We start from the raw sequence: 26049 nt of genomic DNA, 5'->3' as shown, positions 1-26049 counted from the left end.
ATCATGGCCACCATCCCAATCACCAAGCGCGGAGCAGAAAAGCTCAAGGTGGAACTGCAACGCCTGAAGACGGTGGATCGTCCTGCGGTCATTCAAGCCATTGCAGAGGCCCGTGCCCAGGGTGACCTGAGCGAAAACGCCGAATACGAATCCGCGAAGGAGCAGCAGGGCTTCATCGAGGGTCGCATCATCGAGGTCGAAGGCAAGCTGTCTGCCGCGCAGGTGATCGATCCTACCGAGCTGGATGCTGGCGGCCGTGTGGTGTTCGGTGCGACCGTGGACCTGGAAGATGAAGACAGCGGCTCGGCCGTGACCTACCAGATCGTGGGCGAGGACGAGGCTGATCTCAAGCACGGCCTGATCAACGTGTCCAGCCCGATTGCCCGCGCCTTGATCGGCAAGGAAGAGGGCGATACCGCCGTGGTGCAGGCACCGGGCGGCGAGCGTCGCTACGAGATCGTAGGCGTAAAGTACATCTAATCACCCCTGAGGCGCTGCGCGCCTTCCCCTCTCTCTTCGGGAGGGGACGACATCCTCGCTGCGGGGCGGCCCTTGCTTGATGTCCTTTGCTTGGGCTGTGCCGGTTTACAGACTGGTCACTATGTTTGAACGCCTGCCTTTCTTTTGCGCTGCTCTTTGGTGGGGCAGTTTGTCGACCATCGGCTTTGTGGCCGTACCCATGCTGTTTGCCCATCTGCCCACGCCGGCTCTGGCGGGCTTTATGGCAGCCAAGCTGTTTGCGGCGCAGACTTGGATTTCCATAGCATGTTGCGCTCTGCTGCTGGTGTTTTCAAAGCGAAAACATGCTGAAAAGCTTGAGCAATGGGCGCAGGCAGCTATCGGTTTTGTGATCACCGGCATGTTGCTGGCCCTGCTGGTGCAGTATGGCGTGTCGCCCAAGATCGTAGCGCGCGAGAACCTCAGACTCTGGCACAGCGTGGGCACCGGCATGTATGCGCTGCAGTGGCTGTGCGCCGCCGTCGTGCTGTGGCGTGTGGCGGGTGCTCGCAAGCCGGCTTGATCCAGTGCAAGCCCGCCCCAGTTGCCGGGAGTACACTGCCGAAGCCATGGAATCTCAAATCGTAAAAATCGACGCGACCGACTGGAGCAATGTCCAGGGGCGCGATGAATGGACTGCTGCCGTCGAAGCCGGCAAGGTGCTGTACTTTCCCCAGCTGAGCTTTGAGCTCTCCGAGCAGGAAAAAACGCTGCTGCGCCCCGATGTGCGCGATCCCAAGACGCGCAATATCAGCCTCAATGTGGATGGCTCGATCAAGGGCGTGGCGGGCGACGAGTCCACGCAGGCGCAGGTGGCGGCCATGGTCGGGCGCTTTCGCGAGCAGGCCACGGCGCTGATCGCGGGCCTGTTTCCTGCCTACATGCCGGTGGTACGCATGGCACCTACCAGTTACCGCCCCTCGCAGGTGGAAACGCGGGCGCAGTCCTGGCGTGCGGACGACAAGCGCATGCATGTGGATGCCTTTCCTTCGCGGCCCAACTATGGCGAGCGCATTCTGCGCGTCTTCACCAATGTCAACCCGGATGGCCAGCCCCGGGTCTGGCGGGTGGGCGAGCCGTTCACCGATGTGGCCAAGCGTTTTGTGCCGCGTGCCAAGCCCTACAGCGCCTGGCAGGCCAAGGCGCTGGAGCTGCTGCATGTGACCAAGTCCTATCGCAGCGAATACGACCATCTGATGCTTCAGCTGCATGACGGCATGAAGGGCGATCCTGACTATCAGCAAAATGCACCCCAGGAAACCGTGCCTTTCGCGGCAGGTTCCACCTGGGTGTGCTTCTCCGATCAGGCAGTGCATGCCGTCATGTCGGGGCAGTACATGCTGGAGCAGACCTTGTTTCTGCCGTCAGGCAGTGAATACAACCCTGCGGCCAGCCCGCTGTCCATTCTCTCGCGCATGAAGGGGCATCCGCTGGTCGATGCCAAATATCGCTGATCCATCGGTCAGGCGAGCACAAAAAAGGCGTTGAACCTCGCGGTCAACGCCTTTTGTTTTTGAGGCTGCAACTGCAGTCGTCTCTCAGCCCCAGGCCTTCTCGATCCACCTGGCGGGCTCGATATGGCGAAAGCGCTTGTTGCGGCGCCCTTCCAGGGCATCGGGCGGGTTCACTTCGCCGTGGAAGATCACGATGCGCGCATCGGCGGGCGGCAGCGGCTCCTTCCAGTAGTTGCTGGGCCAGGTCGGAATGCAGTAGTACTTGAAGCTGGGGCACCAGGCGGCAGGCCAGTAGTCCAGCTTGCCCTGCTTGTGCAGAAAGTGCGACAGGTACTCCTGCTCGTTGCGGTACTTGGCACGCATCTCTTCGGTGTGCGCACGGAAATGCTCCAGCACATCGGCATGGGCACCCAGCTCGAAGCGGTAGACCGAGGAGTTGCCGACAATGCGTTCGCCAAAGCGCCAGAAACGCGGATAGTCGTGAATGATGCGGAAGTCGCCGGGCAGCGTGAAGAACTCGTCGAGGCTGCCCACAATCACCACATCCAGGTCCAGGAACAGCGCCTGACCCTTGAGGCCGTGCAGGTCGCGCTCGAAGGTGGTGAGCTTCTTCCAGGCGCCGTCACGCTGGCCGGGAGCCAGATGAATGTTCAGGTCGGGAATGGGAAAGCACTCCACTTCGGAGCGAATCCCCTCTGTGCTGTCGGTCAGGCAGACAAAGCGAAAATCTCCGCTGAGATGGCGGCGCACCATGGCGTAGAGTCGGTTGACGTACTCCGGGCCGTATTTGGTGCCCCATTTCATGCAAAGAATGTGGCGTTGCTGCTGTGTGGTCTGAGCCATGGCTTGGTGGTCTAGGCGAAGAAAAAAGGCGGGTGGGCGGGCAGACAGGGCGGATCGGCAGATCAGTCCTGACGGCCTTTCTTGACCGACTTCTGCTTGGGCTTGGCGCGCTTGATGGTGCCGCCGGCGGTCAGGCGCTGGTTGCCGAGCACGCGCAGCTGCTTGACTTCGGGCTTCTGGCCGGCGCGGCCGAACTTGAGCACCTTGACGTCGCGAGGACCGGGCATGCGGTCTTCGTCAAAGGCCTTTTCCTTTTCGGGAATCGGGCGCCACAGCACCAGCAGCTTGCCGATGTGCTGGATGGGGGCGGCGTTCAGCTCGTCGCAAAGTTGTTGATAGATCTGCTCGCGGGCTGCACGGTCGTCGCCGAAAACGCGGACCTTGATCAGACCATGGGCATTGAGTGCGGCGTCCACTTCCTTTTGAACGGCAGTGGTCAGACCATCGCCACCGATGAGGACGACGGGGTCCAGATGGTGGGCTTCGGCGCGGTGTTCCCGGCGCTGCGCGGGAGTTAATTCAATTTGGGGCATACCCGTATTATCAAGGCTGCGAGAATTCAGGCATGAAAACGAAAACCAAAAGCAAGAAGGTCAATAAGAATTGGCTGCACGATCACATCAATGACCCGTATGTGAAAGCCGCCCAAAAGGATGGCTATCGTGCCCGCGCGGCCTACAAGCTCAAGGAAATTGACGAGTCGCTCAAGCTGATTCAGCCCGGCCACACCGTGGTGGACCTGGGTTGTGCGCCCGGCGCCTGGAGTCAGTATGTGCGCCGTCGTCTCTCTCCCAGCGGTGCGGCTGTGGGCGAGCTCAACGGCCGCATCATCTCGCTGGATCTGCTGCCCATGGAGCCCATCGAGGGCGTGCATTACATCCAGGGCGACTTTCGTGAAGAGGCGGTGCTGGCGCAGCTGGAAGAAGCCATGGGCGGCGGCAAGGCCGATGTGGTGGTCTCTGATATGGCGCCCAATCTGTCGGGCCATGGCGCCACTGACGGCGCGCGGGTTGCGGTGCTGATCGAGATGGCCGTCGATTTTGCGATCAATAACATGAAGCCCGAGGGCGCGCTGGTGGTCAAGTTGTTCCACGGCAGCGGCTATAACGAGCTGGTGGATCTGTTCAAGCAGACCTTCAAGGTGGTCAAGCCCATCAAGCCCAAGGCCTCGCGCGACCGGTCTTCCGAGATTTTCCTGGTGGGGATGGGGCTGAAGCAGGGCTCCTGACTCAGTTGCCGGCTTGCATAGGGGCATTTGATCTCATGCCTTGCTGCAGCAAACCAGTGAAACTGATAGCGCAAAGCCCTGATAAAACACAGGCTTAGAGCCGTTTGCCTGTCGGACCATAGCTTGCCTATGGCCGCTATAGGGGGAAATAGGCGTCCTGGTCGCTTGAAACACCTAAAATGAACCTCAACTAGGTCTGGAGTCCCCTCCGGGCCTTTACGTCTGAATATTCCATTGGAGCCCCGCTTGAACAATCAGTGGTTTTCAAAAGTCGCCGTCTGGCTGGTCATCGCCATGGTGCTGTTTACGGTGTTCAAACAGTTTGACACCCGAGGTGCTGGCGGTGCCTCTCATGTTGGCTACTCGGAATTCCTGGAGCAGGTGCGCAACAACCGTATCAAGAGCGCCACCATTCAGGAAGGTGCCGGCGGTACCGAGGTCGTAGCCACCACCACCGATGATCGCAAGATCCGCACTACAGCCACCTACCTGGATCGTGGTCTGGTGGGCGACCTGATCAACAACAACGTCAAGTTCGACGTCAAGCCACGTGAAGAAGGCTCGCTGCTCATGACGCTGCTCGTGAGCTGGGGCCCCATGCTGCTGCTGATCGGCGTATGGGTGTACTTCATGCGTCAGATGCAGGGCGGCGGCAAGGGCGGCGCCTTCAGCTTCGGCAAGTCCAAGGCGCGCATGCTCGACGAGAACAGCAACACCGTCACCTTTGCCGACGTGGCTGGTGCCGATGAAGCCAAGGAAGAGGTCAAGGAAGTCGTGGACTTTCTCAAGGACCCCAACAAGTTCCAGAAGCTCGGCGGCCGTATTCCCCGTGGTCTGCTGCTGGTCGGCCCTCCCGGCACCGGCAAGACGCTGCTGGCCAAGTCCATCGCGGGCGAAGCCAAGGTGCCTTTCTTCTCGATCTCGGGTTCCGACTTCGTTGAAATGTTCGTCGGCGTGGGCGCGGCCCGTGTGCGCGACATGTTCGAGAACGCCAAGAAGAATGCACCCTGCATCATCTTCATCGACGAAATCGACGCGGTCGGTCGCCAGCGCGGCGCCGGCATGGGCGGCGGCAACGACGAGCGCGAGCAGACGCTGAACCAGATGCTGGTCGAGATGGACGGTTTCGAGACCAACCTCGGCGTGATCGTGGTGGCGGCAACCAACCGTCCCGACATTCTCGACGCAGCGTTGCTGCGCCCCGGCCGCTTCGACCGTCAGGTCTATGTGACGCTGCCCGATATCCGTGGCCGCGAGCAGATCCTGAACGTGCACATGCGCAAGATTCCCGTGGGCCAGGACGTGAACCCCGCCATCATCGCGCGCGGCACGCCCGGCATGTCGGGTGCCGACCTGGCCAATCTCTGCAACGAAGCGGCTCTGATGGCGGCACGCCGCAATGCTCGCACCGTGGAGATGCAGGACTTCGAGAAGGCCAAGGACAAGATCATCATGGGCCCCGAGCGCAAGTCCATGGTCATGCCCGAGGAAGAGCGCCGCAATACGGCCTACCATGAGGCGGGCCACGCCCTTATCGGCAAGCTGCTGCCCAAGTGCGATCCCGTGCACAAGGTCACCATCATCCCGCGCGGTCGTGCGCTGGGCGTGACCATGAGCCTGCCCGAGAAGGACCGCTACTCCTACGACAAGGAGTACATGCTCAACCAGATCGCCATGCTGTTTGGCGGACGCATCGCCGAAGAAGTGTTCATGAACCAGATGACGACTGGTGCATCGAACGACTTCGAGCGTGCGACCCAGATCGCCCGTGACATGGTGACGCGCTACGGCATGAGCGATGCGCTGGGCACCATGGTCTACTCCGAGCAGGAAGGCGAGCCTTTCCTGGGCCGTACCTTCAGCCGAGGCTCCAATCTGTCCGAATCCACCATGCAGAAGGTGGACGACGAAGTGCGTCGCATCATCGACGAGCAATATGCGCTGGCGCGCAAGCTGATCGAAGACAACAGCGACAAGATGCACGCCATGGCCAAGGCCATGCTGGACTGGGAGACGATCGACTCCGAGCAGCTCAACGACATCATGGCCGGCAAGGAGCCTCGTCCTCCCAAGGACTGGACGCCTCGCAACCCACCTTCATCGGATGGTGGCAATTCCTCGGGAGGCAATCCCGCATCGAATGCCGAGCCCTCGCCGACTACGGCTTGAGCGCCAAGCCTCATACACAAAAGGTCCCTCAGGGGCCTTTTGTTTTTGCACTCTCAGATATCGGAAGATTTATGTCGCAACAGTGGCAAACCTCGCGTTTTCTCTTGCAGCTCGACAAGCCTCAGGTCATGGGCATTGTGAATGTGACCCCGGATTCCTTTTCGGACGGAGGCAGGCATGCCGGTGTATCCCAGGCCATGGCCCATGCGGAGCTGCTGCTGGAGCAGGGGGCGCATATTCTGGATATAGGTGGCGAGTCCACCAGGCCGGGCTCACCCGCTGTGAGCCTTGAAGACGAGCTGGCTCGCGTTCTGCCCGTGCTGCGCGAAGCCGTCAAGCTCAACGTGCCCATCTCCATCGATACCTACAAGCCCGAAGTCATGGCCGCGTCTCTGGATCTGGGGGCCGACATCATCAACGACATCTGGGCGCTGCGCCAGCCCGGTGCCTTCGAGGTGGTGAGCAGGCACGCCAGCTGTGGCGTGTGCCTGATGCATATGCACAAGACCCCGCAAGACATGCACCTGGAGCATATGCAGGGCAATGCCGTGGCCCAGGTTCGGGACTTTCTGCTGCAGGTGACGCAGCCTTTGCTCGACGCAGGCGTTGCTCGCACCCGCATTGCCTGGGATTACGGTATTGGTTTCGGCAAGAGCGTGGTACAAAATTTTGCCTTGCTTGCACATCAGCGTGAGTTGCTGGGCCTAGACTTCCCCCTGCTGGCGGGCTGGTCGCGCAAGGGCTCCCTGGGGCAGGTGACCGGCCTGCCTGTGGACCAGCGCATGGTGCCCAGCGTCGCGGCGGCATTGCTGGCGGTCGAGCGTGGGGCCAAAATTGTGCGTGTCCACGATGTGAAGGATACGGTGGCTGCGCTGGCAGTCTGGCAGGCCATGCATGATGCGCAAGCGCCGCAGGCCTGATGACAGGGTATTGAATCTAAAAAGGACAACGAGAATATGGCACGACAGTATTTCGGCACCGACGGGATTCGCGGCACAGTGGGCAAGTCGCCCATCACGCCTGACTTTGCCCTGCGTCTGGCGCATGCCGTGGGTCGCGTGTTGCGCCGCACGCAAGAGCGCCCTCTGGTGCTGATCGGCAAGGACACCCGCATCTCCGGCTACATGCTGGAGAGCGCGCTCGAGTCGGGCTTCAACTCTGCCGGTGTCGATGTCATGCTGCTTGGCCCTTTGCCGACACCGGGCGTGGCCTATCTGACGCGTGCCCAGCGTGCCAGCCTGGGGGTGGTGATCAGTGCCAGCCACAACCCGTTCTACGACAACGGCATCAAGTTCTTCAGTGCTGAGGGCACCAAGCTGCCTGATTCCTGGGAAGAGGATGTGGAAGCCGCTCTCAAGGAAGACCCCGTCTGGGTGGATTCGGCCTCTTTGGGCAAGGCGCGACGCCTGGCCGATGCCGCCGGCCGTTATATCGAGTTCTGCAAGAGCACTTTCGATCACAGCCTGTCGTTGCGCGGCCTGAAGGTCGTCGTGGATGCGGCCCATGGCGCGGCCTATCAGATTGCTCCCAAGGTCTTTCACGAGCTGGGCGCCAGCGTGGTGGAAATCGGCTGCTCTCCGGACGGCCTGAACATCAACGAGGGAGTTGGCGCGACCCATCCCGAAGCGCTGGTGAGGGCCGTGCGAGCCAACAATGCCGACTATGGCGTGGCGCTGGACGGCGATGCCGACCGCCTGCAGCTGGTCGATGCGCAAGGCCGTCTCTACAACGGCGACGAGCTGCTCTATCTCATGGCGGCCGATCGTCTGGCGCGCGGCGACGTAGTCAGCGGTGTGGCGGGAACCCTGATGACCAATATGGCGGTGGAGCAGGCGCTCAAGGAGCAGGGCGTGGGTTTTGTCCGTGCCAAGGTGGGAGACCGCTATGTGCTGGAAGCGCTCAATGCCAAGGGCTGGCAGCTGGGCGGCGAAAGCTCGGGCCACCTGCTGGCGCTGGACAAGCATACGACCGGTGACGGCCTGGTCAGCGCACTGCAGGTGCTGCAGGCCTGTGTGCGCTCGAAAAAGACCATTGCCCAGTGGCTGGAGTCCGTGAAGCTGTTCCCCCAGGTCATGATCAATGTTCGCTTGAAGCCTGGTCAGGACTGGAAAAATAACGCCAAGCTGCCCGGCGAGCAGGCGGCTGTCGAGAAACTGCTGGGCAGCGACGGCCGCGTGCTGATCCGTCCCAGCGGCACCGAGCCTCTGGTGCGCGTCATGGTCGAGGCCAGGAGTGCGGATATGGCCAGCAACTGTGCCGAGCGTCTGGCCGAGGTGGTCAGGGCCAGCTGAAGTTGTGCAAACCCTGATGACTGTCATGAACAACAATGACAGTCATCTTTTGGTCATCTAATTGTCATAAACCATGGGCAGACTGCGGACATGCCCTCAGGGGCGCTTCAAGCTTTCGCAGGCTGCTGCCACATGTCCCAATCCGTATCTGGTCCCGACTCTTTTTTCCCCACTTCCATCACTTCATCTTCAGGGCAGGATCCGGCTGCAGTTTCCCCAGTGACCTCGCAGACCGGCAGTCAGGCGCATGAGGCGGGACCTGCATCTCTGGGTCTGGCGCATATCTCGCTTGTGCCTCCCGCCGCGACGGCGGTCGTCAACTGCGCGAGCGAGCCGGCTGCAGTTGCGCAAGCCGGAGCTGCCGGGCACCATGGTGTGCCCGGTGCCGTTTCTGACGCTGCGACACCGGTTTCTTCCGCCCCTGCCAAAGCGCCGCGCCGACGCCGAGCGGCGTCCAAGAACGAGGTAGCCATGCCGCCTGTGATCGAGCCGACTCTGGAGCTGCTGGACCGCGATCAAAGCATTCTGGTCTTCAATGAGCGCGTGCTGAACTGGGCCGAGCGCGAGGATGTGCCGCTGCTCGAGCGCTTGCGCTATCTGTGCATCGTGTCTTCCAATCTCGACGAGTGGTTCGAGGTGCGCTGCGCCCCTCATGTCTCGGCCGCCAAGGTGGGCGATGAACAGGGCCCGTACTCGCGCGCCAGCTTCGAGCGACTGATGACCACGGCCCACGGCCTGGTGGCCAAGCAGTACCAGCTCTATAACCAGTCCATCATTCCCGCGTTCGACAAGCATGCGATTCGCCTGGTCTCTCACGGCGAGCGCAGCGTGGCGCAGCGCAAATGGGTGCGCGAGTACTTTATGCGCGAGGTCCAACCCCTGCTGATGCCGGTGGGGCTGGATCCGTCGCATCCCTTTCCGCAGGTCGCCAACAAGGCCCTGAATTTCATCGTGCGCCTCAATGGCGTGGATGCTTTCGGGAGGGCCAATGAGGTGGCCATCGTCAAGGTGCCGCGTGCCTTGCCGCGCCTGATCCGCCTGCCCGAGAAGATCTCGGGCAAGCAAAAGCTGTTTGTCAGCATCTCCAGCGTGGTGCGTGCCCATCTGGCCGAGCTGTTCCCGGGGCGCGAAGTGTCGGAGTTCTCGCAGTTCCGTGTCACCCGTCACTCCGATCTGGCCGTGGACGAGGACGATGTGGTGGACCTGCGCATGGCCCTGCGCCAGGGCCTGCACCACCGCCATTACGGCCAGGCGGTGCGTCTGGAAGTGTCTTCCTCATGCTCCGTGGTGCTCTCTGACCTGTTGCTCGAGCAATACGGCTTGCCGGCCGAGGCGCTGTTCCGCGTCAAGGGGCCGGTGAATCTGGTGCGCCAGATGCAGCTGATCGATCTGGTCGACGACCCGGCCCTGCTGTTTCCCAAGTGGAAGCCGGCCTGGCCCACGCAGCTCGTGCCCGGCCGCTCCATCCTGGCGCAGATGCGCAAGAGCGACATCATCATCCACCAGCCCTTCGAGAGTTTCGATGGCGTGCTGGAGCTGCTGCGCGAGGCCGTGAACGATCCGCAGGTGCTGGCCATCAAGCAGACCATCTACCGCACTGGCACCGACTCCGAGATCATGAGCCTGCTGGCCGAGGCCGTGAGCCGCGGCAAGGAGGTGCTGGCCGTGCTGGAGCTCAAGGCACGCTTTGACGAAGAGGCCAATATCAACTGGGCGGAAAAGCTGGAATCGCTGGGCGTGCAGGTGGTGTATGGCGTGGTCGGTCTCAAGACCCATGCCAAGATGCTGCTCATCACGCGCCGTGAAAAGCGCAACAACCAGCTCAAGCGCTATGCCCATCTGTCCACGGGCAACTACAACGCCCGCAGCGCGCGTCTGTACACCGACATCAGCCAGCTGACCTGCGATGACGAGATCACGGCCGATATGGATGCGGTGTTCCGCCACCTGTCCAGCCATAACACCATGCCCAAGCTGCAAAAGCTGGTCATGGCGCCGTTCCATCTGCAAAACCGCATGCTGGAGCTGATCGACCTGGTGGCCGCCGCAGCGGCGCGGGGCGAGAAGGCACGCATGGTGCTCAAGATGAATGCGCTGACCGATGAGCCCCTGATTCGCGCCCTGGTCGAGGCAGGCCGCAAGGGTGCGCAGATCGATCTCATCGTGCGCGGCTCCTGCATGCTGCCGGCACAGCGCCCGGGCGTGACGGACAATATCCGCGTGCGCTCCATCATCGGCCGTTTTCTGGAGCATTCGCGCGTCTTCTACTTTGCCTGGGGCCAGGAAGAAGAGCTGCTGCTGTCCAGTGCCGACTGGATGAATCGCAATATGCTCAGCCGCGTGGAGCTGGCCTGGCCGGTGCTGGACAAGAAGCTGCGCCAGCGCGTTATCGACGAGTGCCTGGTGGCCTATCTGGGCGACGACCGCGATGCCTGGACGCTGGACGCCTCGGGCATTTACCAAAAGCCCGCGCGTCCGCTGGAGGGCAAGGGCGCCCAGCAGGCCCTGATGGTGCGCTACGGCGGAAAGAGCGTTTGAATACTCTGAAAAGAGGAGCATCTTGCGCCTGATATGCAATGTTTTCAGATATCTTTAGTATTGAAATCATTGTTTCGCAGGCGCTTGCAGCTATCTTTTTGAAGGGTTCTGCAGAATAAAAAAGGGACTGCCTCGCAGTCCCTTTGCCTTTTGCAGGCCGCAGCGGCCTGACTGGTGATATCAGCGCAGCTGCAGCTTCAGGCTCCAGGGCGTCTTGCTCCAGGCCATGGCTTCCTCTTCGAGCAGGCGGGCGGACTGCGGGTAGGTCAGCATCCAGCCAGAAGGAGTGGAGAGCTTGCATTCCGAGCCTGAGCGCTTGATCTGTATGCCCTGCATGTCAGGGTCGCGGCGGGTATGGCTCAACTGCACGGCAATGCGCAGTGCCATCAGCGGCAGGGCCAGTTGCGGCTCCTCTATCGCATCTTCCAGCTTGCGCAGCTTGCCCTGGTGACCGAGCACCAGCTGGCAGATGCGCTGGCGCAGCTCGGGCTGCCAGGTGGCCAGACCGCAATGCTCGACGATATAGGCGCCGTGGCGATGGTAGTTGCTCAGTGCCACGCGCATGCCCACCTCGTGCAGCTGCGCCGCAATGGCCAGGGCCTGGGTGCTCTGCGCAGCGGTTTCTCCGGGCAGGATTTGCCGGTACAGCTCGCAGGCGATGCGCTGCACGCGCTGGGCATGAGGTGCGTCCACGCCGAAGTCCAGCTGCAGGGCGCCGACTTCCGCCGCTTCCTTGTCGGCAGGGGGCTCATGGTCGAGCAGGTCGTGCAAGGCTCCCTGGCGCAGTGCGCCCTGGGCGACTTCCAGCTCGGTAATGCCCAGCAGATCGACCACGGCCATCATCACGCTGATGCCGCCTGCGACCACGGGGCGGCGATCTTCCTTGAGGCCCGGCATGCGCAGGCGGTCCACATGGCCAATGTCCAGCAGCATCTCGTAGAGGTGGCGCAGCTTGGCGGGCGTGATCACCTGTCCGCCCAGGCCCTGTGCCGTCAGGGCATCGGCCACGGCATTGGCCGTTCCCGAGGAGGCATAGGCGCAGTCCCAGGCCGTGCCCGGGTAGGCGAACTGGGCCTGGGCCAGGCATTGCTTGGCAGCGGCAACGGCGGCCTGGAAGTTGGCCTTGTTCAATGCGCCATCGCTGAAGAAGCGGCTGCTCCAGGAGACGCTGCCCAGCGCATACGACGCCACTTGCATAGGCTGGCTGTGCTGGCCGATGATGATTTCGGTGGAGCGCCCGCCAATGTCGATGACCAGGCGCTTTTGCTGGCTGGGCGGCAGCGAGCTGGCCACGCCGCGATAGATGAGCCGGGCTTCTTCCTCGCCGGGGATGACTTCGATGGGAAAGCCCAGCAACTGGCTGCCACGCGTCACGAACTCGTCGGCATTCAGGGCCTCACGCAGGGTCTGGGTGGCGACGGCGCGCACATGCGAGGCATCAAAGCCTCTGAGGCGCTCGCCAAAGCGAGCCAGGCATTCCCAGCCGCGCTCCATGGCTTCGCGCGAGAGTTCCTGGCGCGAGTTCAGGCCGTTGCCCTGGCGCACGGTTTCCTTGAGATATTCCACACGCTCGATGCGTTGATGCGAGCCGATGCGGCCTATTTCCAGGCGAAAACTATTGGAGCCAAGGTCTACGGCGGCAAGCAGCGATTCAGGAGCCATTTCTGAGCCAATCAATGCGTTGTTGTTATGCGGGTTGGGGCACGGGCAGAGCATGAGCGTGATGGAACTGGCGATACATGCACTGGGCAGTGGAATATGCAATACGGGCCGTCATCGAGCTTGAGGGGCGCTGGGTTCAACCTCTGCCAAGTCAGGTATTTGCAGGTATTAGCCCGATGGGGCTGCCAGAGTGCGGACACGCTGTGTGACAGACTATGTCATACATTGCCGGCGATCAGACTCCAGCGTTGCGACAAGCTGTTACCCAGGCCGAGCCTGCGGCTCAAGGCTCAGCAGTTTGCGAATGAAATATGACACTCGCATGACTGCTTTGGAGGTCTTTCACTCGGTTGCGCCTTGAAATTTCCATGTCACGACCTTGTCATAAAAGGTTTTTAAAGTTCACTCCATCGAATCTTTCAACCCTAAGAGGTCGTTTCATGAAGTTGTCCTTGATTCACGTTCTGGTGGCTGGTGCTCTGTCTGCAGCGGGTATTGCCAACGCCAGCCAGGAAGCCACAGGTGCCGGTGCGAGCTTCCCGGCTCCTCTGTATTCCAAGTGGGCTGCCGACTATCACAAGGCCACCGGCGTCAAGATTAACTATCAGTCCGTGGGCTCCAGCGCCGGCGTCAAGCAGATCGAAGCCAAGACCGTGGACTTTGGTGCTTCCGATGAACCCCTGAAGGATGACGAACTGGCCAAGAAGGGCCTGGTTCAGTTCCCCACCGTGATCGGCGGCATTGTTCCCGTGGTCAACATCAAGGGCGTGGCTCCCGGCCAGCTGAAGCTGTCGGGCCAGGTGCTGGGCGATATCTACCTGGGCAAGATCTCCAAGTGGAATGACCCCGCCATCACGGCTCTGAACCCCGGTGTTGCGCTGCCTGACGCCGCGATCGCTCCCGTGCGCCGCGCTGACGGCTCCGGCACCACCTTCGGCTTCACCAACTACCTCTCCAAGGTCAATGCCGAGTGGAAGGAAAAAGTGGGCGAGGGCAAGGCCGTGAACTGGCCCACCGGTGCCGGCGGTAAGGGTAACGAAGGCGTTGCCGCCTTTGTGGGTCGCCTGCCCAACTCCATCGGCTATGTCGAGTACGCCTATGTGAAGCAGAACAAGCTGACCTACACACAGCTGCAGAACAAGGAAGGCGCTTTTGTCTCTCCTGACGACGAGACCTTCAAGGCAGCTGCTGCCGGCGCTGACTGGGCCAAGAGCTTCTACCAGATCCTGACCAACCAGCCCGGCAAGAACGCCTGGCCCATCACCTCGGCAACCTTCATCCTGATGCACAAGACTCAGGAAAAGCCTGCTCAGGCTGCCACCTCGCTGAAGTTCTTCGACTGGGCTTACAAGCAAGGTGACAAGACTGCCGCCGACCTGGACTATGTGCCCATGCCCGACGCTGTCAAGAACGTGATCTTCAAGTCCTGGAACGACATCAAGGACGCTTCGGGCAAGGTTGTTTCCAAGTAACTTCGTGTCATCAGTGAGCAGCGGGCTGCCGTGCCGGACGGTATGTTCGCTGCTTGTTTCAACCCTTTGCGAATAAAGGCGCTCACGTGTCCACTACGTCGCCCTCCAGTTCGCTGGCTGCAGCCCCCACCGATGCCGCCAAGCGACGCTCTCCCTCTCCGCCACGTGCTCCGATGATCTCGGGACGTATGGCGGATCGTTTGTTTGGTGGCCTGGCACGCAGCGCAGCGATTTTGACGCTGGTGCTGCTGCTGGCCATCATGGTTTCGCTGATCATCGGTGCCTGGCCCGCCATCTCCGAATATGGTCTGGGCTTTCTGACCAGCAGTGTCTGGGACCCCGTGCAGGATCAATACGGCGGTCTGGTCATGATTTACGGCACGCTGGCCACTTCGGCCATCGCGCTCATCATTGCAGTGCCCGTGAGCTTCGGCATTGCCCTGTTTCTGACGGAACTCTCGCCCGCCTGGCTCAAGCGCCCGCTGGGCACGGCCATCGAGTTGCTGGCCGCAGTTCCCTCCATCGTTTACGGCATGTGGGGCCTGATGGTGTTCGGCCCCGTGCTGGCCACCTATGTGCAGCAGCCTCTGCAGAACCTGCTGACCGGTGTGCCCTATCTGGGCGCTTTTGTCTCCGGCCCTCCCGTGGGCATCGGTATTTTGTCGGCCGGCATCATTCTGGCCATCATGATCATCCCCTTCATCGCCTCCGTGATGCGCGATGTGTTCGAAGTCACGCCGGCGCTGCTCAAGGAGTCGGCCTACGGTCTGGGCTCCACGACCTGGGAAGTGGTCTGGAAAGTAGTGCTGCCCTATACCAAGACCGGCGTGCTGGGCGGCGTCATGCTGGGCCTGGGCCGCGCACTGGGCGAGACCATGGCCGTGACCTTTGTGATCGGCAACATGAACCAGCTCAATTCCCTGTCCGTGTTCGAGGCTGCGAACAGCATCACCTCGGCGCTGGCCAATGAGTTTGCCGAAGCGGGCGAGGGTCTGCATCAGGCGTCGCTGATCTATCTGGGTCTGGTGCTGTTCTTCATCACCTTTGTGGTGCTGGCCTGCTCCAAGCTGCTGCTCAACCGTCTGCAGAAGAACGAAGGAGCTCGCTCATGAGCCCGACTTCCACCTCCTCCAAAATGCTCGACGCAGCCGATCTGGCTGCGGTGCGTCAGGCCAAGTACAACAAGCGCAAGCACCTGAATCAGGTCGCGCTGACCCTGTCCATGGCCGCCATGCTGTTTGGCGTGTTCTGGCTGGTCTGGATTCTCTGGGAAACCATCCGCCAGGGCCTGGGCGGTCTGAACTTCGCCCTGTTCTCGCAGATGACGCCTCCCCCCAACGAGGAGGGCGGTATTGCCAATGCCATCTGGGGCTCGCTGATGATGGTGGCGCTGGCCACTTTCGTGGGCACGCCTATCGGCGTGATGGCCGGGGTCTATCTGGCCGAGTACGACAAAAAAGGCTGGTTGGCTTCCATCACGCGTTTCGTCAACGACATTTTGCTGTCGGCCCCCTCCATCGTCATCGGTCTGTTTGTCTATACCGTGGTGGTGGTGCGCTTCAAGAGTTTCTCCGGCATGGCCGGCGTGATCGCGCTGGCGCTGATCGTGATTCCCGTGGTCATCCGCACCACGGAAAACATGCTGGTGCTGGTTCCCGCCAGCCTGCGTGAAGCGGCTTATGCGCTGGGTACGCCCAAGTGGAAGGTCATCATCATGGTGACCTTGCGCGCAGCCCGCGCCGGCGTGATCACCGGTGTGCTGCTGGCCGTGGCCCGTATTGCCGGCGAGACTGCTCCGCTGCTGTTCACGGCGCTGAACAACCAGTTCTGGAATGCCGACATGAGCAAGCCCATGGCCAGCCTGCCGGTCACCATCTTCAAATTTGCCATGAGCCCGTATGAGAACTGGCAGCAACTGGCCTGGGCCGGTGTCTTCCTCATCACTGTGGCTGTGCTGGGTCTGAATATCCTGGCGCGTTTCATCACCCGCCAGAAATAATTCGAAAGTTCAAGATCATGACTGCAACCACTGCTCCCGCCAACATCAAGCTGGCCGTGCGCGACCTGAACTTCTACTACGGCAAGTTTCATGCGCTGAAAAACATCAATCTCGATATTCCAGAGAAGAAGGTCACGGCCTTCATCGGCCCCTCGGGCTGCGGCAAGTCCACACTGCTGCGCACCTTCAACCGCATGTTCGAGCTCTATCCCGAGCAGCGCGCCGAAGGTCAGATCATGCTGGACGGCGACAACCTGCTGACCAGCAAGCAGGATGTGGCACTGATTCGTGCCAAGGTCGGCATGGTGTTCCAGAAGCCCACGCCGTTCCCGATGTCCATTTATGACAACATCGCTTTCGGCGTGAAGCTGTTCGAGAATCTCAACGCCTCGGACATGGACGACCGCGTGGAGTGGGCACTGCGCAAGGCTGCGCTGTGGAATGAAGTCAAGGACAAGCTGCAGCAAAGCGGATCGGGCCTGTCGGGCGGGCAGCAGCAGCGTCTTTGCATTGCGCGCGGCATTGCCATCAAGCCCGAGGTGCTGCTGCTCGACGAGCCCTGCTCGGCGCTGGACCCCATCTCCACGGCCAAGATCGAGGAGCTGATTGCGGAGTTGAAGAACGACTACACCGTGGTCATCGTGACACACAACATGCAGCAGGCCGCCCGTTGCAGCGATTACACGGCCTATATGTATCTGGGGGATCTGGTGGAGTTTGGCGACACCGAAAAAATGTTCTTCAAGCCCCAGCGCAAGGAAACGGAAGACTACATCACAGGCCGCTTCGGCTAAGGACTTAAAAATGACAGAAAAACATTTGTCCACGCAGTTCGACTCCGAACTCAATCGTGTCTCTGCCCGCGTCATGGAGCTTGGCGGTCTGGTCGAGTCGCAGATCAGCAATGCCGTCTATGCGCTGACCAGCTTCAGCACCGAGGCGGTTGAGCAGGTCATCAGCACCGAGCAGCGCGTCAACGCCATGGAGGTCGAGATCGACCATGAGCTGTCGTCCATCATTGCGCGCCGCCAGCCCACGGCCCGCGACCTGCGCCTGCTGATCGCCTTCTCCAAGGCCACAGCCAACCTGGAGCGCATGGGCGACGAAGCCTGCAAGATGGCCCGTATGGTCAAGTCCATCATCGAAAGCGGCGCTGCCCGTTCGCTGCCCAGCGGCGAGTTGCGCATGGCTGCCCAGATGGCTTCCGAGCTGCTGCGCAAGACCCTGGATGCCTTCGCCCGACTGGACACCAAGGCGGCAGTGGCCATCTTGCGTGAAGACGATCTGATCGACGAAGAGTTCGACGGCTTTGTGCGCAAGCTCATCACCTACATGATGGAAGATCCGCGCACCATCTCCGCCAGCCTGGACCTGCTGTTCCTGGCCAAGGCCATCGAGCGTATCGGCGACCACTCCAAGAACGTGGCCGAGCTGATCATCTACCTGGTCGAGGGCAAGGATGTGCGCCATCAGACCATGGCTGAAATCGAATCTGCGGTGTTGTAAGACGGAGGCTACTCAGGGATGAAGAAGATGCCCATGGTCCTCATCGTGGAGGACGAACCTGCGATTGCAGAGTTGATCGCGGTCAATTTGAGGCATAACGGCTTCCAGCCCGTCTGGGCGGAAGACGGTGTTTCGGCGCAGCGCGAGCTCGATGCCGTGCTGCCCGACGTGATCTTGCTCGACTGGATGCTGCCCGGGGCCAGCGGTCTGTCTCTGGCCCGCAAATGGCGTGCCGACAGCCGCACCAAGGCCGTGCCCATTCTCATGCTGACGGCGCGCGGCGACGAGCCTGACAAGGTGGCGGGCCTGGATGCCGGGGCCGATGACTACATCACCAAGCCTTTCTCCACTCAGGAGCTGCTGGCCCGCATTCGTGCCGTGCTGCGCCGCCGTGCGCCTGAGCAGGTGCAGGACAAGGTCAGCATTGGCGAGCTGGTGCTGGATGCAGCGGCCCACCGCGTGAGCTGGCAGGGCGATCTGATCAAGATCGGTCCCACCGAGTTCAAGCTGCTCAACTATCTGATGAAGCACCCCGAGCGTGTGCACAGCCGTGCGCAGTTGCTCGACAAGGTCTGGGGCGATCATGTCTTCATTGAAGAGCGCACCGTGGACGTGCACGTCAAGCGCTTGCGAGAATCGCTGGGCGTGGCGGGTGTTCTGATTGAGACCGTGCGCGGTGCGGGCTACCGTTTCAGCGCCCAGGCCATGGCCTGACAGTACTTCCCCCCGAACCTCGGCCCGGCCTGGCTGGGTCGTCAAAAATCACAACTGAAAGCAAATATGGGGTGGCGTGGTTTTCGATTGTTGGCTTCTCAGCTCGCGGCAGCCGTGGTGGTATGGCTGCTGTGGGCCTATCTCGTTGCACCTGCTGCGACGGCGCTGCAGCAATGTGTGGCGGCCATGACGGGCGCCTTGATCGGCGGCTGGATATGGTGGCTGGTGGACAGCTGGAATGGCGCGCGTCTGCTGCACTGGCTGCGTCAGTCGGAGCTGGGCGCGGTGCCCAATCTGGCTGGTATCTGGGGCGAGGCCAGCGTGCGCATGCGCCGCTGGATTCGCCAGAGCGTGCAGCAGGTGCAGCAGGGCGACCAGCGGCTCAATGACATTCTGTCAGCCTTGCAGGCCAGTCCCAATGGTGTGGTGCTGCTCGATGCACAGGGCCGCATCGAATGGTGCAATCAGATTTCTGCCAGGCAGTTCGGCTTTGATGCCGAGCGCGACGTGCTGCAAAGCATCGGTAATCTGGTGCGAGATCCTCAGTTCAGTGCCTATTTTGCGGCGCAGGACTTCAGCCATGATCTGGTCATGCAGGGGCGCGAAAGCACGCCTTCGCGGCCGGTCAAGCTGTCGGTGCAGCTCTACGGCTATGGTGAAGGGCGCAAGCTGCTGCTGGCGCGCGATGTGACGGCGCTGGAGCAGGCCGAGGCCATGCGACGTGACTTCGTGGCCAATGTCTCCCACGAAATCCGCACGCCGCTGACCGTGCTGGCCGGTTTTGTCGAGACCCTGCAGAACCTGCCGCTCGAGGAAGACGAGCGCAGGCGCTATCTGGAGCTGATGGCCCAGCAGGCCGAGCGCATGCAGCATCTGGTCGAGGACCTGCTGACCTTGTCGCGCCTGGAGGGCAGCCCGCTGCCCAGCAACAATGACTGGGTGTCGGTGGCCCAGCTGCTCAATCGCTGTGAGAACGAGGCTCGCGGCCTGTCCAATGCCTTGACGCGCAAGCAGGCCAAACCCCATGTGCTGAACTTTCCTGATGAGCAGGCACTGCGGCAGGCCGGAGATCTGGCAGGCGCGAGCGCAGAGCTGCACAGTGCGTTTTCCAATCTGCTGGCCAATGCCATGCGCTATACGCCGGCGGGCGGGCAGATTGATGTGCGCTGGCAACTGCTGCCCGATGGATCGGCCCGCTTTGCCGTCAAGGACTCCGGCCCCGGCATCGACGAAAAGCACGTGTCGCGTCTGACGGAGCGCTTTTATCGCGTGGACCGCAGCCGCTCGCGTGACACGGGCGGCACTGGCCTGGGGCTGGCCATCGTCAAGCATGTGCTGCAGCGGCATGGCGCCAGGCTCAGCATCCAGAGTGAGCTGGGCAAGGGCTCGGAATTCGCCGTCACCTTCCCGCCCAGCCGAGTGCGGGCGGTTGCTGAAGTGCCCGCCAAGGCACTTTCTCATTAGGAGGCACTAGGCTCGGCCTGCGGCTTTGGGGGGCGTATGGCTCTGTGCAAAATGCTGCTGAAGGCCATGGCAGTGACAAACAGGGCTGCCGCGCTGCAAACCCACAAGGGCATGGGCGTGGCCTGCCAGTCCCGCCAGCCTTCGGCTGCCTGCCATCGGTAGGTCAGCCAATAGCCAAGGCCCAGGCCGCCGCCCCACAGCAGCAGGCAATAGATCACCAGAGGTGCCACGGTCACGCGATAGCAGCGCAGCACGAAAATGCAATAGGTCTGCACGCAGTCCGCCACATGGTATGCCGCCACGCAGATCAGCAGCCAGGACGTCATGGCCAGCACCCGTGGGGAGTCGGTGTAGATGTCTGCAATCCAGGTGCGAGCGATCAAGAGCGTAGCTGCTGTCGCAATACCGATGAGCAGAGCAAGCTTGAAACACTGTTGAATCAGCGTCCTGGCCTGGGCTTCGTCGCCGGCGCCGCGCCAGTAGCTGACGCGGGCGCTGGTGGCAATGGCCAGAGACAGCGGCACCATATAGCAGATGGCGGCCAGATTGGCGGCGATCTGGTGGCTGGCAGATGAGAGCGAGCCCTGCCTTGCCACATACAGGGCCATGAGGGTGAAGGAGGTGACTTCCACCAGAATGGCCAGGCCTGCAGGGATGCCAAGGCGGCAGAAGCGGCCCAGTTGCAGCCAGTCAGGGCGCTCCAGCCTCTGCCAAAGCGCCAGCGGAGCATAGAAATCCTGAGTGCGCATCAGCCACAGGGCCACGGCAAACATGGTGTAGTTGACCAGCAGCGTGGCCAGTGCGCAGCCCACTGCTCCCAGGGGGGCAAGGCCCAGTCCGCCAAAGGTGAACCAGATGGACAAGGGGATCTTGATCAGCAGCGAGATGAGTTGCAGCCAGGTGACCAGCTTGGGGTGGCCCAGCGCCTGGTTGAGCGCGCTGTAGATGCGAAACAGCAGCGCCGGCGGCAAGCCCCAGGCCAGTACGGCGAGATAGCGCTTGACTTCCAGTTGCAGCGCATCGGGCACATCGGTCCAGCGCAGCAGTGCGTCGGGCATGAGCAGCACCGTCATGCCCAGCACACAGGCCAGTGCACACAGATACATGGACTGGCGCAGAGAATGGCCGATGGCCTGGGGCTGACCGGCGCCACGCTGCTCGGACCACAAGGGCAGAAGAGCCTGAAAGATACCCATCAGCGAGGCATAGATACTGATGAAAATGGCCGACCCTACGGAGAGGGCGGCGACGGCATCGTTGGAGTAGCGGCTGGCCACGATGGTATCGGTGGTGCCGAAGGCCATGACGGCCAGCTGCCCGGCCAGCACGGTACCTGCATGCCGGCCGATGTATTGCAGCTCGCCTTTCATGGCGCGGCTTTGGGGCCGGTGTACTTGAGCAGTACCAGGACTTCCTTCTGACCTGCCAGACGGGTGATGCGGCTGACTTCATCCCAGCCTTGACGCAGCTTGCGATTGTGATCGCCCGCCCAACGGTCTGCGTCGACCAGTGCCCAGCCGCAGTCGCCTGGATTGCTGCGACGCAATAGCGCCGTATTCACATGGGTGTAGTAGCGCACGGCCGCAATCTGCGAACGGCCCAGGCCGTAGGTCAGCACGCAGCTTGTGGCTCCGTTGTGCTTGAGTTCGCCGCCCAGCTGTGTCATCTGGAATTCATAGCTGCGAGCATGATCCAGCGGCTCCATCCAGAGTGTGGACAGCAGCACCCAGCTCAGTGTGGCGCCGCCGGCCGGAAGCACCAGACTCTTCCAGATGGCTGCACGATTGCGCGAGGTGCGCCAGACCACCAGCACAAACCAGCCGGCCGTGGCGATCAGCGCCACGATGACCGTGGGCCAGGAGATGCTTGCTTCGAATTGAGGGGCGAGGCGCGCAATATTGGCGGCGATCTTGGGCGGGAATCCGGTCTGAAACGCCAGCCAGACCACCCAGATGGCAATCGCGGATGCCGTAAAGAACAGCAGCGTGAACCAGTCGATCAGCGCGCTGATGCTGCGGCGGAAAGTGGGCAGGGCGAAGGCGGCCAGGGTGGCAATGGCCGGAAGTCCCAGCAGCAGCGCGCGATCGGCCGGGGTGCTGCTCAGGCAGGCGGCCACAGGGACGGTGGCAAACAGCAGGGCGATGGACAGATGCGGGTTGTGGCCGGGGTGTGCAATCTGGCGGCGCCAGACCCACAGCGTCCACAAAGCCAGGGGCCAGGCAGGCCAGCAGAACCACAGCAGCAGCTGCAGCAGTGCGCTCCAGTCCTTGAGCGAGTCCACGAGATGCCAGACCCATTGATCCAGTGCGGTGGTCAGGCTGGCGGCCAGCACCGTGGCGGCCATCCAGGCTGCGGCCCAGATGCGTGCCTGGCGGTGTGAGCGGCCCGGACTGTCGCCCCAGCTGCGCTGGGTGAAGGCGATCACACTGCCGCCCAGTCCGAACAGCACGGCAAGTGTGGGGGCGCCGCTCAGTGCCAGTCCCAGCAGGCCGAATATCAGTGCTGCCGCTGACTTCCTGGGGTGATAGGCCATGGCTGCAGCTGCGAAGAACAGCAGTGCCGTGCAGCCCAGCTGAGTGACGTAGCTGGTGGTTTCGTGCGAGAGCTGGGCCAGGCCCAGGCAGGCAACCAGGGCCAGCAAGGCCGCGTCGGCCATGGCGCGGGCGTAGTCGATCAGCTGCGCCTCTCCGCCAAAGGCAAAGGCCACGGGCTGCGCACCCGGCGTGCGTGCAAGGTAATAGGCGCCCCACCAGGTGGCTCCCAGGGTCAGGATCAGCAAGGCGATGAACGGCAGGCGCGCAGCCATCTCGGCGCCGAGCAGCCACTCGAAGCCCAGCAGGGACAGGGCGCCCAGCCAGTAGGGCAGCAGACCGTCGATGCTGGGAGCCAGACCCGAAAGCGTGGGAGACAGCCAGTCGGTATGACCCAGTGCCAGCTCGCGCATGTAGCCGAAGGCCTCCATGTCGTTGGAGCGCCAGGGGCCGCGCATGACAAAGCCGGGAATCACATAGGCCAGGCACAGCAAAAGCAGGGCCCAGCGCGGCAGTCGGCGCACGGCGCTTTGGGCAACGATGGCAGGTGTGGGCTGGTTCACGCAATCAATCCGGTAGCGGCGGTGCGAGTCTGCACGGCCTGATCAGGCGAGAGCGCCCGGGTTCGGAGCGCTTGGTGCTCCGATGATAGGAGCATTGGGATGCCGCGGGGCAGCTCCCAAAAAGAAAAGGCAGCACGGTTGCCCGAGCTGCCTTTTCAGCAAAAAAGTAAGATTTACTTCTTGCCGAAGCGGTTGCGGAACTTCTCCACGCGGCCACCCATGTTGTCCACCGACTTTTGTGTGCCAGTGTAGAAGGGGTGCGATTCAGAAGTGGTATCCAGCTTGAACAGAGGGTACTCTTTACCTTCGAAGTTTTCGGTTTCCTTGGTGGAAACGCAAGAACGTGTCACGAACTTGAAGCCGTTGGACATGTCAACGAACAGAACTTCGCGGTAATTGGGGTGAATGCCTTCTTTCATGATCTTTCCTTTGGTCAAGTGCGGGAGCCGCACCAGCCTGTCCGGTGTACTTTCCGCATAAAAGCTCTCCATTATTGCACACAATGAGAAAACAGTGCCGCATGCGTCAGCGGGCAGTGGTGTGCATTCAGCTTGCAAACCATGGCCACCAGCTTCGGTGGCAGGCCTGATCCAGGCAAGACTGCAGAGCTCTTTTCGCTGCAGCAGCCCGGCGTTTGGGGCCGGCAGCCGCATGCCGGAGCGCTTGCGGCGGCGGGAGCTTGATGTGGCTCAACTCCGGGCAGGCCGTGACTATGCAACAACTTCTGCAGCGCATAAGATGTTGCGTTATTGCCATGCAGCAAAAAGGGGCCGCTATGGTTGACCGCAAGGCCGAAGCTCAGTTCAGTTCCAGCCAGCAGCTTGATCAAGCTGTGCGTGCGATGTGGGCACAGCAGTGGCTGTCGGTTTCCCCCGAGTCCCAATGGCAGGCCTGGATGGATTGGGCCGGCAATCTTGCCATCAGCCCGGCAAAGCGTCTGGATCTGGCACGGCTGGCGCTGGAGGAATGGGTCAGGCTTTGTTATGGCGGGCCACAGACGCAGGAGGCAGAACGTCTCTTTCAGGCTCCTGAATGGAAGCAATGGCCGTTCACGGTCATGAGTGCGGGATTCGTCGCCCAGCAACGCTGGTGGCAGGCTGCCAGCCAAGGCGTTGCAGGTGTTGAAAAACATCACGAGCGTCTGGTCGGGTTCTGGGGCAGGCAGTGGCTGGATATGCTTTCGCCCGCGAACTTTTTTGCCACCAACCCGATAGTTCTGGAACGTACCGCCAAAGAGGGCGGGGCGAATCTGGTGCGTGGCTTCCAGTACCTGATGGAAGATGTGCATGCCCAGCTCACCAACAAGCTGCCTGCGGGCTGCGAGGAGTTTCAGGTGGGGCGCGATGTGGCCGTCACCGCTGGCAAGGTGGTGCTGCGCAACCAGCTGATGGAGCTGATCCAGTACGCACCGACCACCGACAAGGTCCATCCCGAGCCGGTATTGATCATGCCGGCCTGGATCATGAAGTACTACATCCTGGATCTTTCGCCACACAATTCGCTGATCAAGTATCTGGTCGATCAGGGGTATACGGTGTTCTGCGTCTCCTGGAAGAATCCCGATGCCGGAGATCGAGATCTGGGCATGGACGACTATATCGAGCTGGGCTGGCGCGCTGCGCTGGATGCTGTCACAGCAATCGTTCCGGGGCAGAAGGTACATGCTGCAGGCTATTGTCTGGGCGGAACCTTGCTGGCCATTGCAGCGGCCGCGATGGCGCGCGATGGAGACGAGCGTCTGGCATCGATGACCTTGCTGGCCGCGCAGACCGATTTCACCGAACCCGGCGAGCTGGCGCTGTTCATCGACGAAGCACAGGTCAGCCTGCTTGAGGCCCAGATGGCCCAGCAAGGCTATCTGCGCGCCGATCAGATGGCGGGCGCGTTCCTGATGCTGCGCTCCCATGATCTGCTGTGGTCGCGCATGGTCAATCAATACCTGCTGGGCGAGCGGGCACCGATGAGCGACCTCATGGCCTGGAATGCCGATGCCACGCGCATGCCAGCCAGGATGCACTCGCAATACCTGCGCCGTCTGTTTCTGAATAACGATCTCAGTGAAAGCCGCTATCCGGTCGATGGCAAGCCGGTCTCGCTCCTCAATCTGCAAGTGCCCATCTTCTGTGTGGGAACGCTCACCGATCATGTAGCGCCTTGGCAATCGGTATTCAAGCTGCACCACCACACTGCGGCTGAAATCACCTTTGTGCTGACGAGTGGCGGCCACAACGCCGGCATTGTCAGCGAGCCCGGCCATCCGCGACGCCGCTACCAGTTGCTCACGCGGTCTGTCGGCGCGCAGGACGTTGTCGCCCAGCAGTGGCAGCAAGAGGCCGAGCAGCGCCAGGGCTCCTGGTGGCCGGCATGGGACGAGTGGCTCAAAAACAGATCCGGCACACCGATAGCTCCGCCGCGCATGGGCGGCACGAGCGGCGGGCCCCTGTATGACGCTCCGGGCCAGTACGTGCTCGGGCATTGAGTTTTCAAAAGCCGTTTGGTCACGGTGATATGCCGGACGGTCCGCCAGCCTCTCGATAGGCACCACCATCACCATAGGGAGAACGATATGAGTATTCAAGCGACCCCCCTGAATCTGTTCAAGGCCAATGCCGAGCTGCAACTGCGCATCGCTCAGCTCATGCGTGAAAGTGGCCATCGCTGGCTGGAGGCGGCGCAGCACAGCAGTGCTACCGGCATCAGCGAAACCACGGCAGAGCTGCAAAGCCTGCTGCGTGCCGAAGACTGGCAATCGCTGGCCAGCCTGCCCGCCGAGACTTTCATGCGCAGGCTCGAGGACCGCATGAGCGATGCCAAGAGCTCCAGCGATATCGCGATCAAGAACCAGCAGGCTTTTGCCAGCGGTCTGCAGCAGGCCCTGGAGGCCTGGCAAAAATCTGTGGCCGAGGCCCTGCGTGCAGACGGCACGCCCAATCTGCCTGCTTTGCCACTGCAGGACATCTTCAAGCAATGGCTGTCTGCCTGGACTCCGGCCACTCAGGACCCCGCTCAGGCCAAGAGCGGCAAAGCAGCTCAGAAGTAGGCAATCGGCTGGCGCAGCTTCAGCCCAAGATGGCGACGCTGCCGCCTGCGGGCCGGCTGATCAGCTGGCTCTCCATT

The 26049-nt window shown here is 61.7% G+C and carries 23 protein-coding genes; 17 read left to right on the top strand and 6 right to left on the bottom strand.

Translation table 11 applies throughout. The features are described 5' to 3' along the window. Window positions 1–3: 3 nt before the first annotated feature. The 3 genes from greA (at window position 4) to CTATCC11996_RS21185 (ending at window position 1952) form a co-directional block, all read left to right on the top strand. Entirely contained in the window at window positions 4–480 is a 477-nt protein-coding gene (gene greA / locus CTATCC11996_RS21195; protein ID WP_003053437.1) for a transcription elongation factor GreA, read from the top strand. 121 nt (window positions 481–601) lie between these two features. Further along, entirely contained in the window at window positions 602–1021 is a 420-nt protein-coding gene (locus CTATCC11996_RS21190) for a DUF4149 domain-containing protein (RefSeq protein WP_003080281.1), read from the top strand. A gap of 46 nt (window positions 1022–1067) precedes the next feature. After that, the gene (locus tag CTATCC11996_RS21185) at window positions 1068–1952 is read left to right on the top strand and encodes a Kdo hydroxylase KdoO (RefSeq protein ID WP_003080279.1); all 885 of its coding nucleotides are present in this window, start codon (window positions 1068–1070) and stop codon (window positions 1950–1952) included. An 84-nt stretch (window positions 1953–2036) separates the two neighbouring features. On the opposite strand, the gene CTATCC11996_RS21180 is transcribed toward CTATCC11996_RS21185, so the two are convergent. After that, complete coding sequence (locus tag CTATCC11996_RS21180; RefSeq protein ID WP_003080276.1) at window positions 2037–2795, bottom strand: glycosyl transferase; 759 nt, start codon at window positions 2793–2795, stop codon at window positions 2037–2039. Window positions 2796–2857: 62 nt separating this feature from the next. Further along, complete coding sequence (locus CTATCC11996_RS21175) at window positions 2858–3328, bottom strand: YhbY family RNA-binding protein (RefSeq protein ID WP_003067342.1); 471 nt, start codon at window positions 3326–3328, stop codon at window positions 2858–2860. 32 nt (window positions 3329–3360) lie between these two features. Between CTATCC11996_RS21175 and CTATCC11996_RS21170 the strand changes: the two genes are divergently transcribed. The 5 genes from CTATCC11996_RS21170 (at window position 3361) to ppk1 (ending at window position 11021) form a co-directional block, all read left to right on the top strand. After that, window positions 3361–4023, top strand: a complete 663-nt coding sequence (locus CTATCC11996_RS21170; protein WP_003080273.1) for an RlmE family RNA methyltransferase — start codon at window positions 3361–3363, stop codon at window positions 4021–4023. A gap of 246 nt (window positions 4024–4269) precedes the next feature. Continuing rightward, a complete protein-coding gene (ftsH, locus tag CTATCC11996_RS21165; protein ID WP_003053443.1) occupies window positions 4270–6192 on the top strand; it encodes an ATP-dependent zinc metalloprotease FtsH in 1923 nt (640 codons plus the stop codon). A 71-nt stretch (window positions 6193–6263) separates the two neighbouring features. After that, complete coding sequence (gene folP, locus CTATCC11996_RS21160; RefSeq protein WP_003080270.1) at window positions 6264–7112, top strand: dihydropteroate synthase; 849 nt, start codon at window positions 6264–6266, stop codon at window positions 7110–7112. Between the two features lie 36 nt (window positions 7113–7148). Beyond that, the gene (gene glmM / locus CTATCC11996_RS21155) at window positions 7149–8483 is read left to right on the top strand and encodes a phosphoglucosamine mutase (protein WP_003080266.1); all 1335 of its coding nucleotides are present in this window, start codon (window positions 7149–7151) and stop codon (window positions 8481–8483) included. A gap of 471 nt (window positions 8484–8954) precedes the next feature. Then, complete coding sequence (gene ppk1 / locus CTATCC11996_RS21150) at window positions 8955–11021, top strand: polyphosphate kinase 1 (RefSeq protein WP_003080264.1); 2067 nt, start codon at window positions 8955–8957, stop codon at window positions 11019–11021. Window positions 11022–11201: 180 nt separating this feature from the next. Here the strand turns inward: ppk1 and CTATCC11996_RS21145 are convergent, their stop codons facing one another. After that, window positions 11202–12683: a Ppx/GppA phosphatase family protein gene (locus CTATCC11996_RS21145; RefSeq protein WP_003080261.1), complete on the bottom strand. Its 1482-nt coding sequence runs from the start codon at window positions 12681–12683 to the stop codon at window positions 11202–11204. A gap of 440 nt (window positions 12684–13123) precedes the next feature. Here CTATCC11996_RS21145 and pstS point away from each other — a divergent pair, with 440 nt between their 5' ends. From pstS to phoR, 7 genes are all read left to right on the top strand, one after another. Continuing rightward, window positions 13124–14155, top strand: coding sequence for a phosphate ABC transporter substrate-binding protein PstS (gene pstS / locus CTATCC11996_RS21140; protein WP_003080259.1), 1032 nt, complete (start codon window positions 13124–13126; stop codon window positions 14153–14155). Window positions 14156–14328: 173 nt separating this feature from the next. Next, window positions 14329–15267: a phosphate ABC transporter permease PstC gene (pstC, locus tag CTATCC11996_RS21135; RefSeq protein WP_034349891.1), complete on the top strand. Its 939-nt coding sequence runs from the start codon at window positions 14329–14331 to the stop codon at window positions 15265–15267. Beyond that, window positions 15264–16154 carry a phosphate ABC transporter permease PstA gene (gene pstA / locus CTATCC11996_RS21130; RefSeq protein WP_003080254.1) on the top strand — a complete coding sequence of 297 codons (891 nt, stop codon included), beginning with the start codon at window positions 15264–15266 and terminating at the stop codon, window positions 16152–16154. Before pstC ends, pstA begins: the two co-directional genes overlap by 4 nt. Window positions 16155–16171: 17 nt before the next feature. Beyond that, window positions 16172–16948, top strand: coding sequence for a phosphate ABC transporter ATP-binding protein PstB (gene pstB / locus CTATCC11996_RS21125; RefSeq protein WP_003080251.1), 777 nt, complete (start codon window positions 16172–16174; stop codon window positions 16946–16948). A gap of 10 nt (window positions 16949–16958) precedes the next feature. Continuing rightward, window positions 16959–17660 (top strand): phosphate signaling complex protein PhoU, encoded by a 702-nt coding sequence (gene phoU / locus CTATCC11996_RS21120; protein WP_003067322.1) that lies wholly within the window; start codon window positions 16959–16961, stop codon window positions 17658–17660. An 18-nt stretch (window positions 17661–17678) separates the two neighbouring features. Then, window positions 17679–18374, top strand: a complete 696-nt coding sequence (gene phoB, locus CTATCC11996_RS21115) for a phosphate regulon transcriptional regulator PhoB (RefSeq protein WP_003080249.1) — start codon at window positions 17679–17681, stop codon at window positions 18372–18374. A gap of 87 nt (window positions 18375–18461) precedes the next feature. After that, on the top strand, window positions 18462–19838 hold the full coding sequence (phoR, locus tag CTATCC11996_RS21110; RefSeq protein ID WP_003080247.1) for a phosphate regulon sensor histidine kinase PhoR: 1377 nt from the start codon (window positions 18462–18464) through the stop codon (window positions 19836–19838). On the opposite strand, the gene CTATCC11996_RS21105 is transcribed toward phoR, so the two are convergent. The 3 genes from CTATCC11996_RS21105 to CTATCC11996_RS21095 all read right to left on the bottom strand — a co-directional run bounded on the left by CTATCC11996_RS21105 (window position 19835) and on the right by CTATCC11996_RS21095 (window position 23351). Beyond that, window positions 19835–21208 carry an MATE family efflux transporter gene (locus tag CTATCC11996_RS21105; protein ID WP_003080245.1) on the bottom strand — a complete coding sequence of 458 codons (1374 nt, stop codon included), beginning with the start codon at window positions 21206–21208 and terminating at the stop codon, window positions 19835–19837. The genes phoR and CTATCC11996_RS21105 overlap by 4 nt on opposite strands. Further along, the gene (locus tag CTATCC11996_RS21100) at window positions 21205–22932 is read right to left on the bottom strand and encodes a hypothetical protein (protein ID WP_003080243.1); all 1728 of its coding nucleotides are present in this window, start codon (window positions 22930–22932) and stop codon (window positions 21205–21207) included. Before CTATCC11996_RS21100 ends, CTATCC11996_RS21105 begins: the two co-directional genes overlap by 4 nt. A gap of 173 nt (window positions 22933–23105) precedes the next feature. After that, window positions 23106–23351: a type B 50S ribosomal protein L31 gene (locus CTATCC11996_RS21095; protein ID WP_003053459.1), complete on the bottom strand. Its 246-nt coding sequence runs from the start codon at window positions 23349–23351 to the stop codon at window positions 23106–23108. Window positions 23352–23707: 356 nt separating this feature from the next. On the opposite strand from CTATCC11996_RS21095, the gene CTATCC11996_RS21090 reads away from it, so the two are divergent. Next, entirely contained in the window at window positions 23708–25411 is a 1704-nt protein-coding gene (locus CTATCC11996_RS21090) for a PHA/PHB synthase family protein (RefSeq protein WP_003080223.1), read from the top strand. 87 nt (window positions 25412–25498) lie between these two features. Next, complete coding sequence (locus CTATCC11996_RS21085) at window positions 25499–25972, top strand: phasin family protein (RefSeq protein WP_003080220.1); 474 nt, start codon at window positions 25499–25501, stop codon at window positions 25970–25972. The last annotated feature ends 77 nt before the right edge of the window (window positions 25973–26049 follow it).

Origin of the sequence: Comamonas testosteroni ATCC 11996, assembly GCF_000241525.1 — a bacterium.
Taxonomy (GTDB): domain Bacteria; phylum Pseudomonadota; class Gammaproteobacteria; order Burkholderiales; family Burkholderiaceae_C; genus Comamonas; species Comamonas testosteroni.
The sequence above is the reverse complement of the archived record's forward strand: the minus strand, read 5'-3'. Positions and strand labels throughout refer to the sequence as shown.

Coding starts and splice junctions, on each gene's coding strand:
- pstA (WP_003080254.1), top strand. CDS start 15,264: ATGAGCCCGACTTCCACCTCCTCCAAAATGCTCGACGCAGCCGATCTG.
- ppk1 (WP_003080264.1), top strand. CDS start 8,955: ATGCCGCCTGTGATCGAGCCGACTCTGGAGCTGCTGGACCGCGATCAA.
- CTATCC11996_RS21185 (WP_003080279.1), top strand. CDS start 1,068: ATGGAATCTCAAATCGTAAAAATCGACGCGACCGACTGGAGCAATGTC.
- CTATCC11996_RS21170 (WP_003080273.1), top strand. CDS start 3,361: ATGAAAACGAAAACCAAAAGCAAGAAGGTCAATAAGAATTGGCTGCAC.
- pstC (WP_034349891.1), top strand. CDS start 14,329: ATGATCTCGGGACGTATGGCGGATCGTTTGTTTGGTGGCCTGGCACGC.
- pstB (WP_003080251.1), top strand. CDS start 16,172: ATGACTGCAACCACTGCTCCCGCCAACATCAAGCTGGCCGTGCGCGAC.
- CTATCC11996_RS21175 (WP_003067342.1), bottom strand. CDS start 3,328: ATGCCCCAAATTGAATTAACTCCCGCGCAGCGCCGGGAACACCGCGCC.
- CTATCC11996_RS21190 (WP_003080281.1), top strand. CDS start 602: ATGTTTGAACGCCTGCCTTTCTTTTGCGCTGCTCTTTGGTGGGGCAGT.
- CTATCC11996_RS21145 (WP_003080261.1), bottom strand. CDS start 12,683: ATGGCTCCTGAATCGCTGCTTGCCGCCGTAGACCTTGGCTCCAATAGT.
- CTATCC11996_RS21085 (WP_003080220.1), top strand. CDS start 25,499: ATGAGTATTCAAGCGACCCCCCTGAATCTGTTCAAGGCCAATGCCGAG.
- greA (WP_003053437.1), top strand. CDS start 4: ATGGCCACCATCCCAATCACCAAGCGCGGAGCAGAAAAGCTCAAGGTG.
- folP (WP_003080270.1), top strand. CDS start 6,264: ATGTCGCAACAGTGGCAAACCTCGCGTTTTCTCTTGCAGCTCGACAAG.
- CTATCC11996_RS21095 (WP_003053459.1), bottom strand. CDS start 23,351: ATGAAAGAAGGCATTCACCCCAATTACCGCGAAGTTCTGTTCGTTGAC.
- glmM (WP_003080266.1), top strand. CDS start 7,149: ATGGCACGACAGTATTTCGGCACCGACGGGATTCGCGGCACAGTGGGC.
- CTATCC11996_RS21090 (WP_003080223.1), top strand. CDS start 23,708: ATGGTTGACCGCAAGGCCGAAGCTCAGTTCAGTTCCAGCCAGCAGCTT.
- phoU (WP_003067322.1), top strand. CDS start 16,959: ATGACAGAAAAACATTTGTCCACGCAGTTCGACTCCGAACTCAATCGT.
- phoB (WP_003080249.1), top strand. CDS start 17,679: ATGAAGAAGATGCCCATGGTCCTCATCGTGGAGGACGAACCTGCGATT.
- CTATCC11996_RS21180 (WP_003080276.1), bottom strand. CDS start 2,795: ATGGCTCAGACCACACAGCAGCAACGCCACATTCTTTGCATGAAATGG.
- pstS (WP_003080259.1), top strand. CDS start 13,124: ATGAAGTTGTCCTTGATTCACGTTCTGGTGGCTGGTGCTCTGTCTGCA.
- CTATCC11996_RS21105 (WP_003080245.1), bottom strand. CDS start 21,208: ATGAAAGGCGAGCTGCAATACATCGGCCGGCATGCAGGTACCGTGCTG.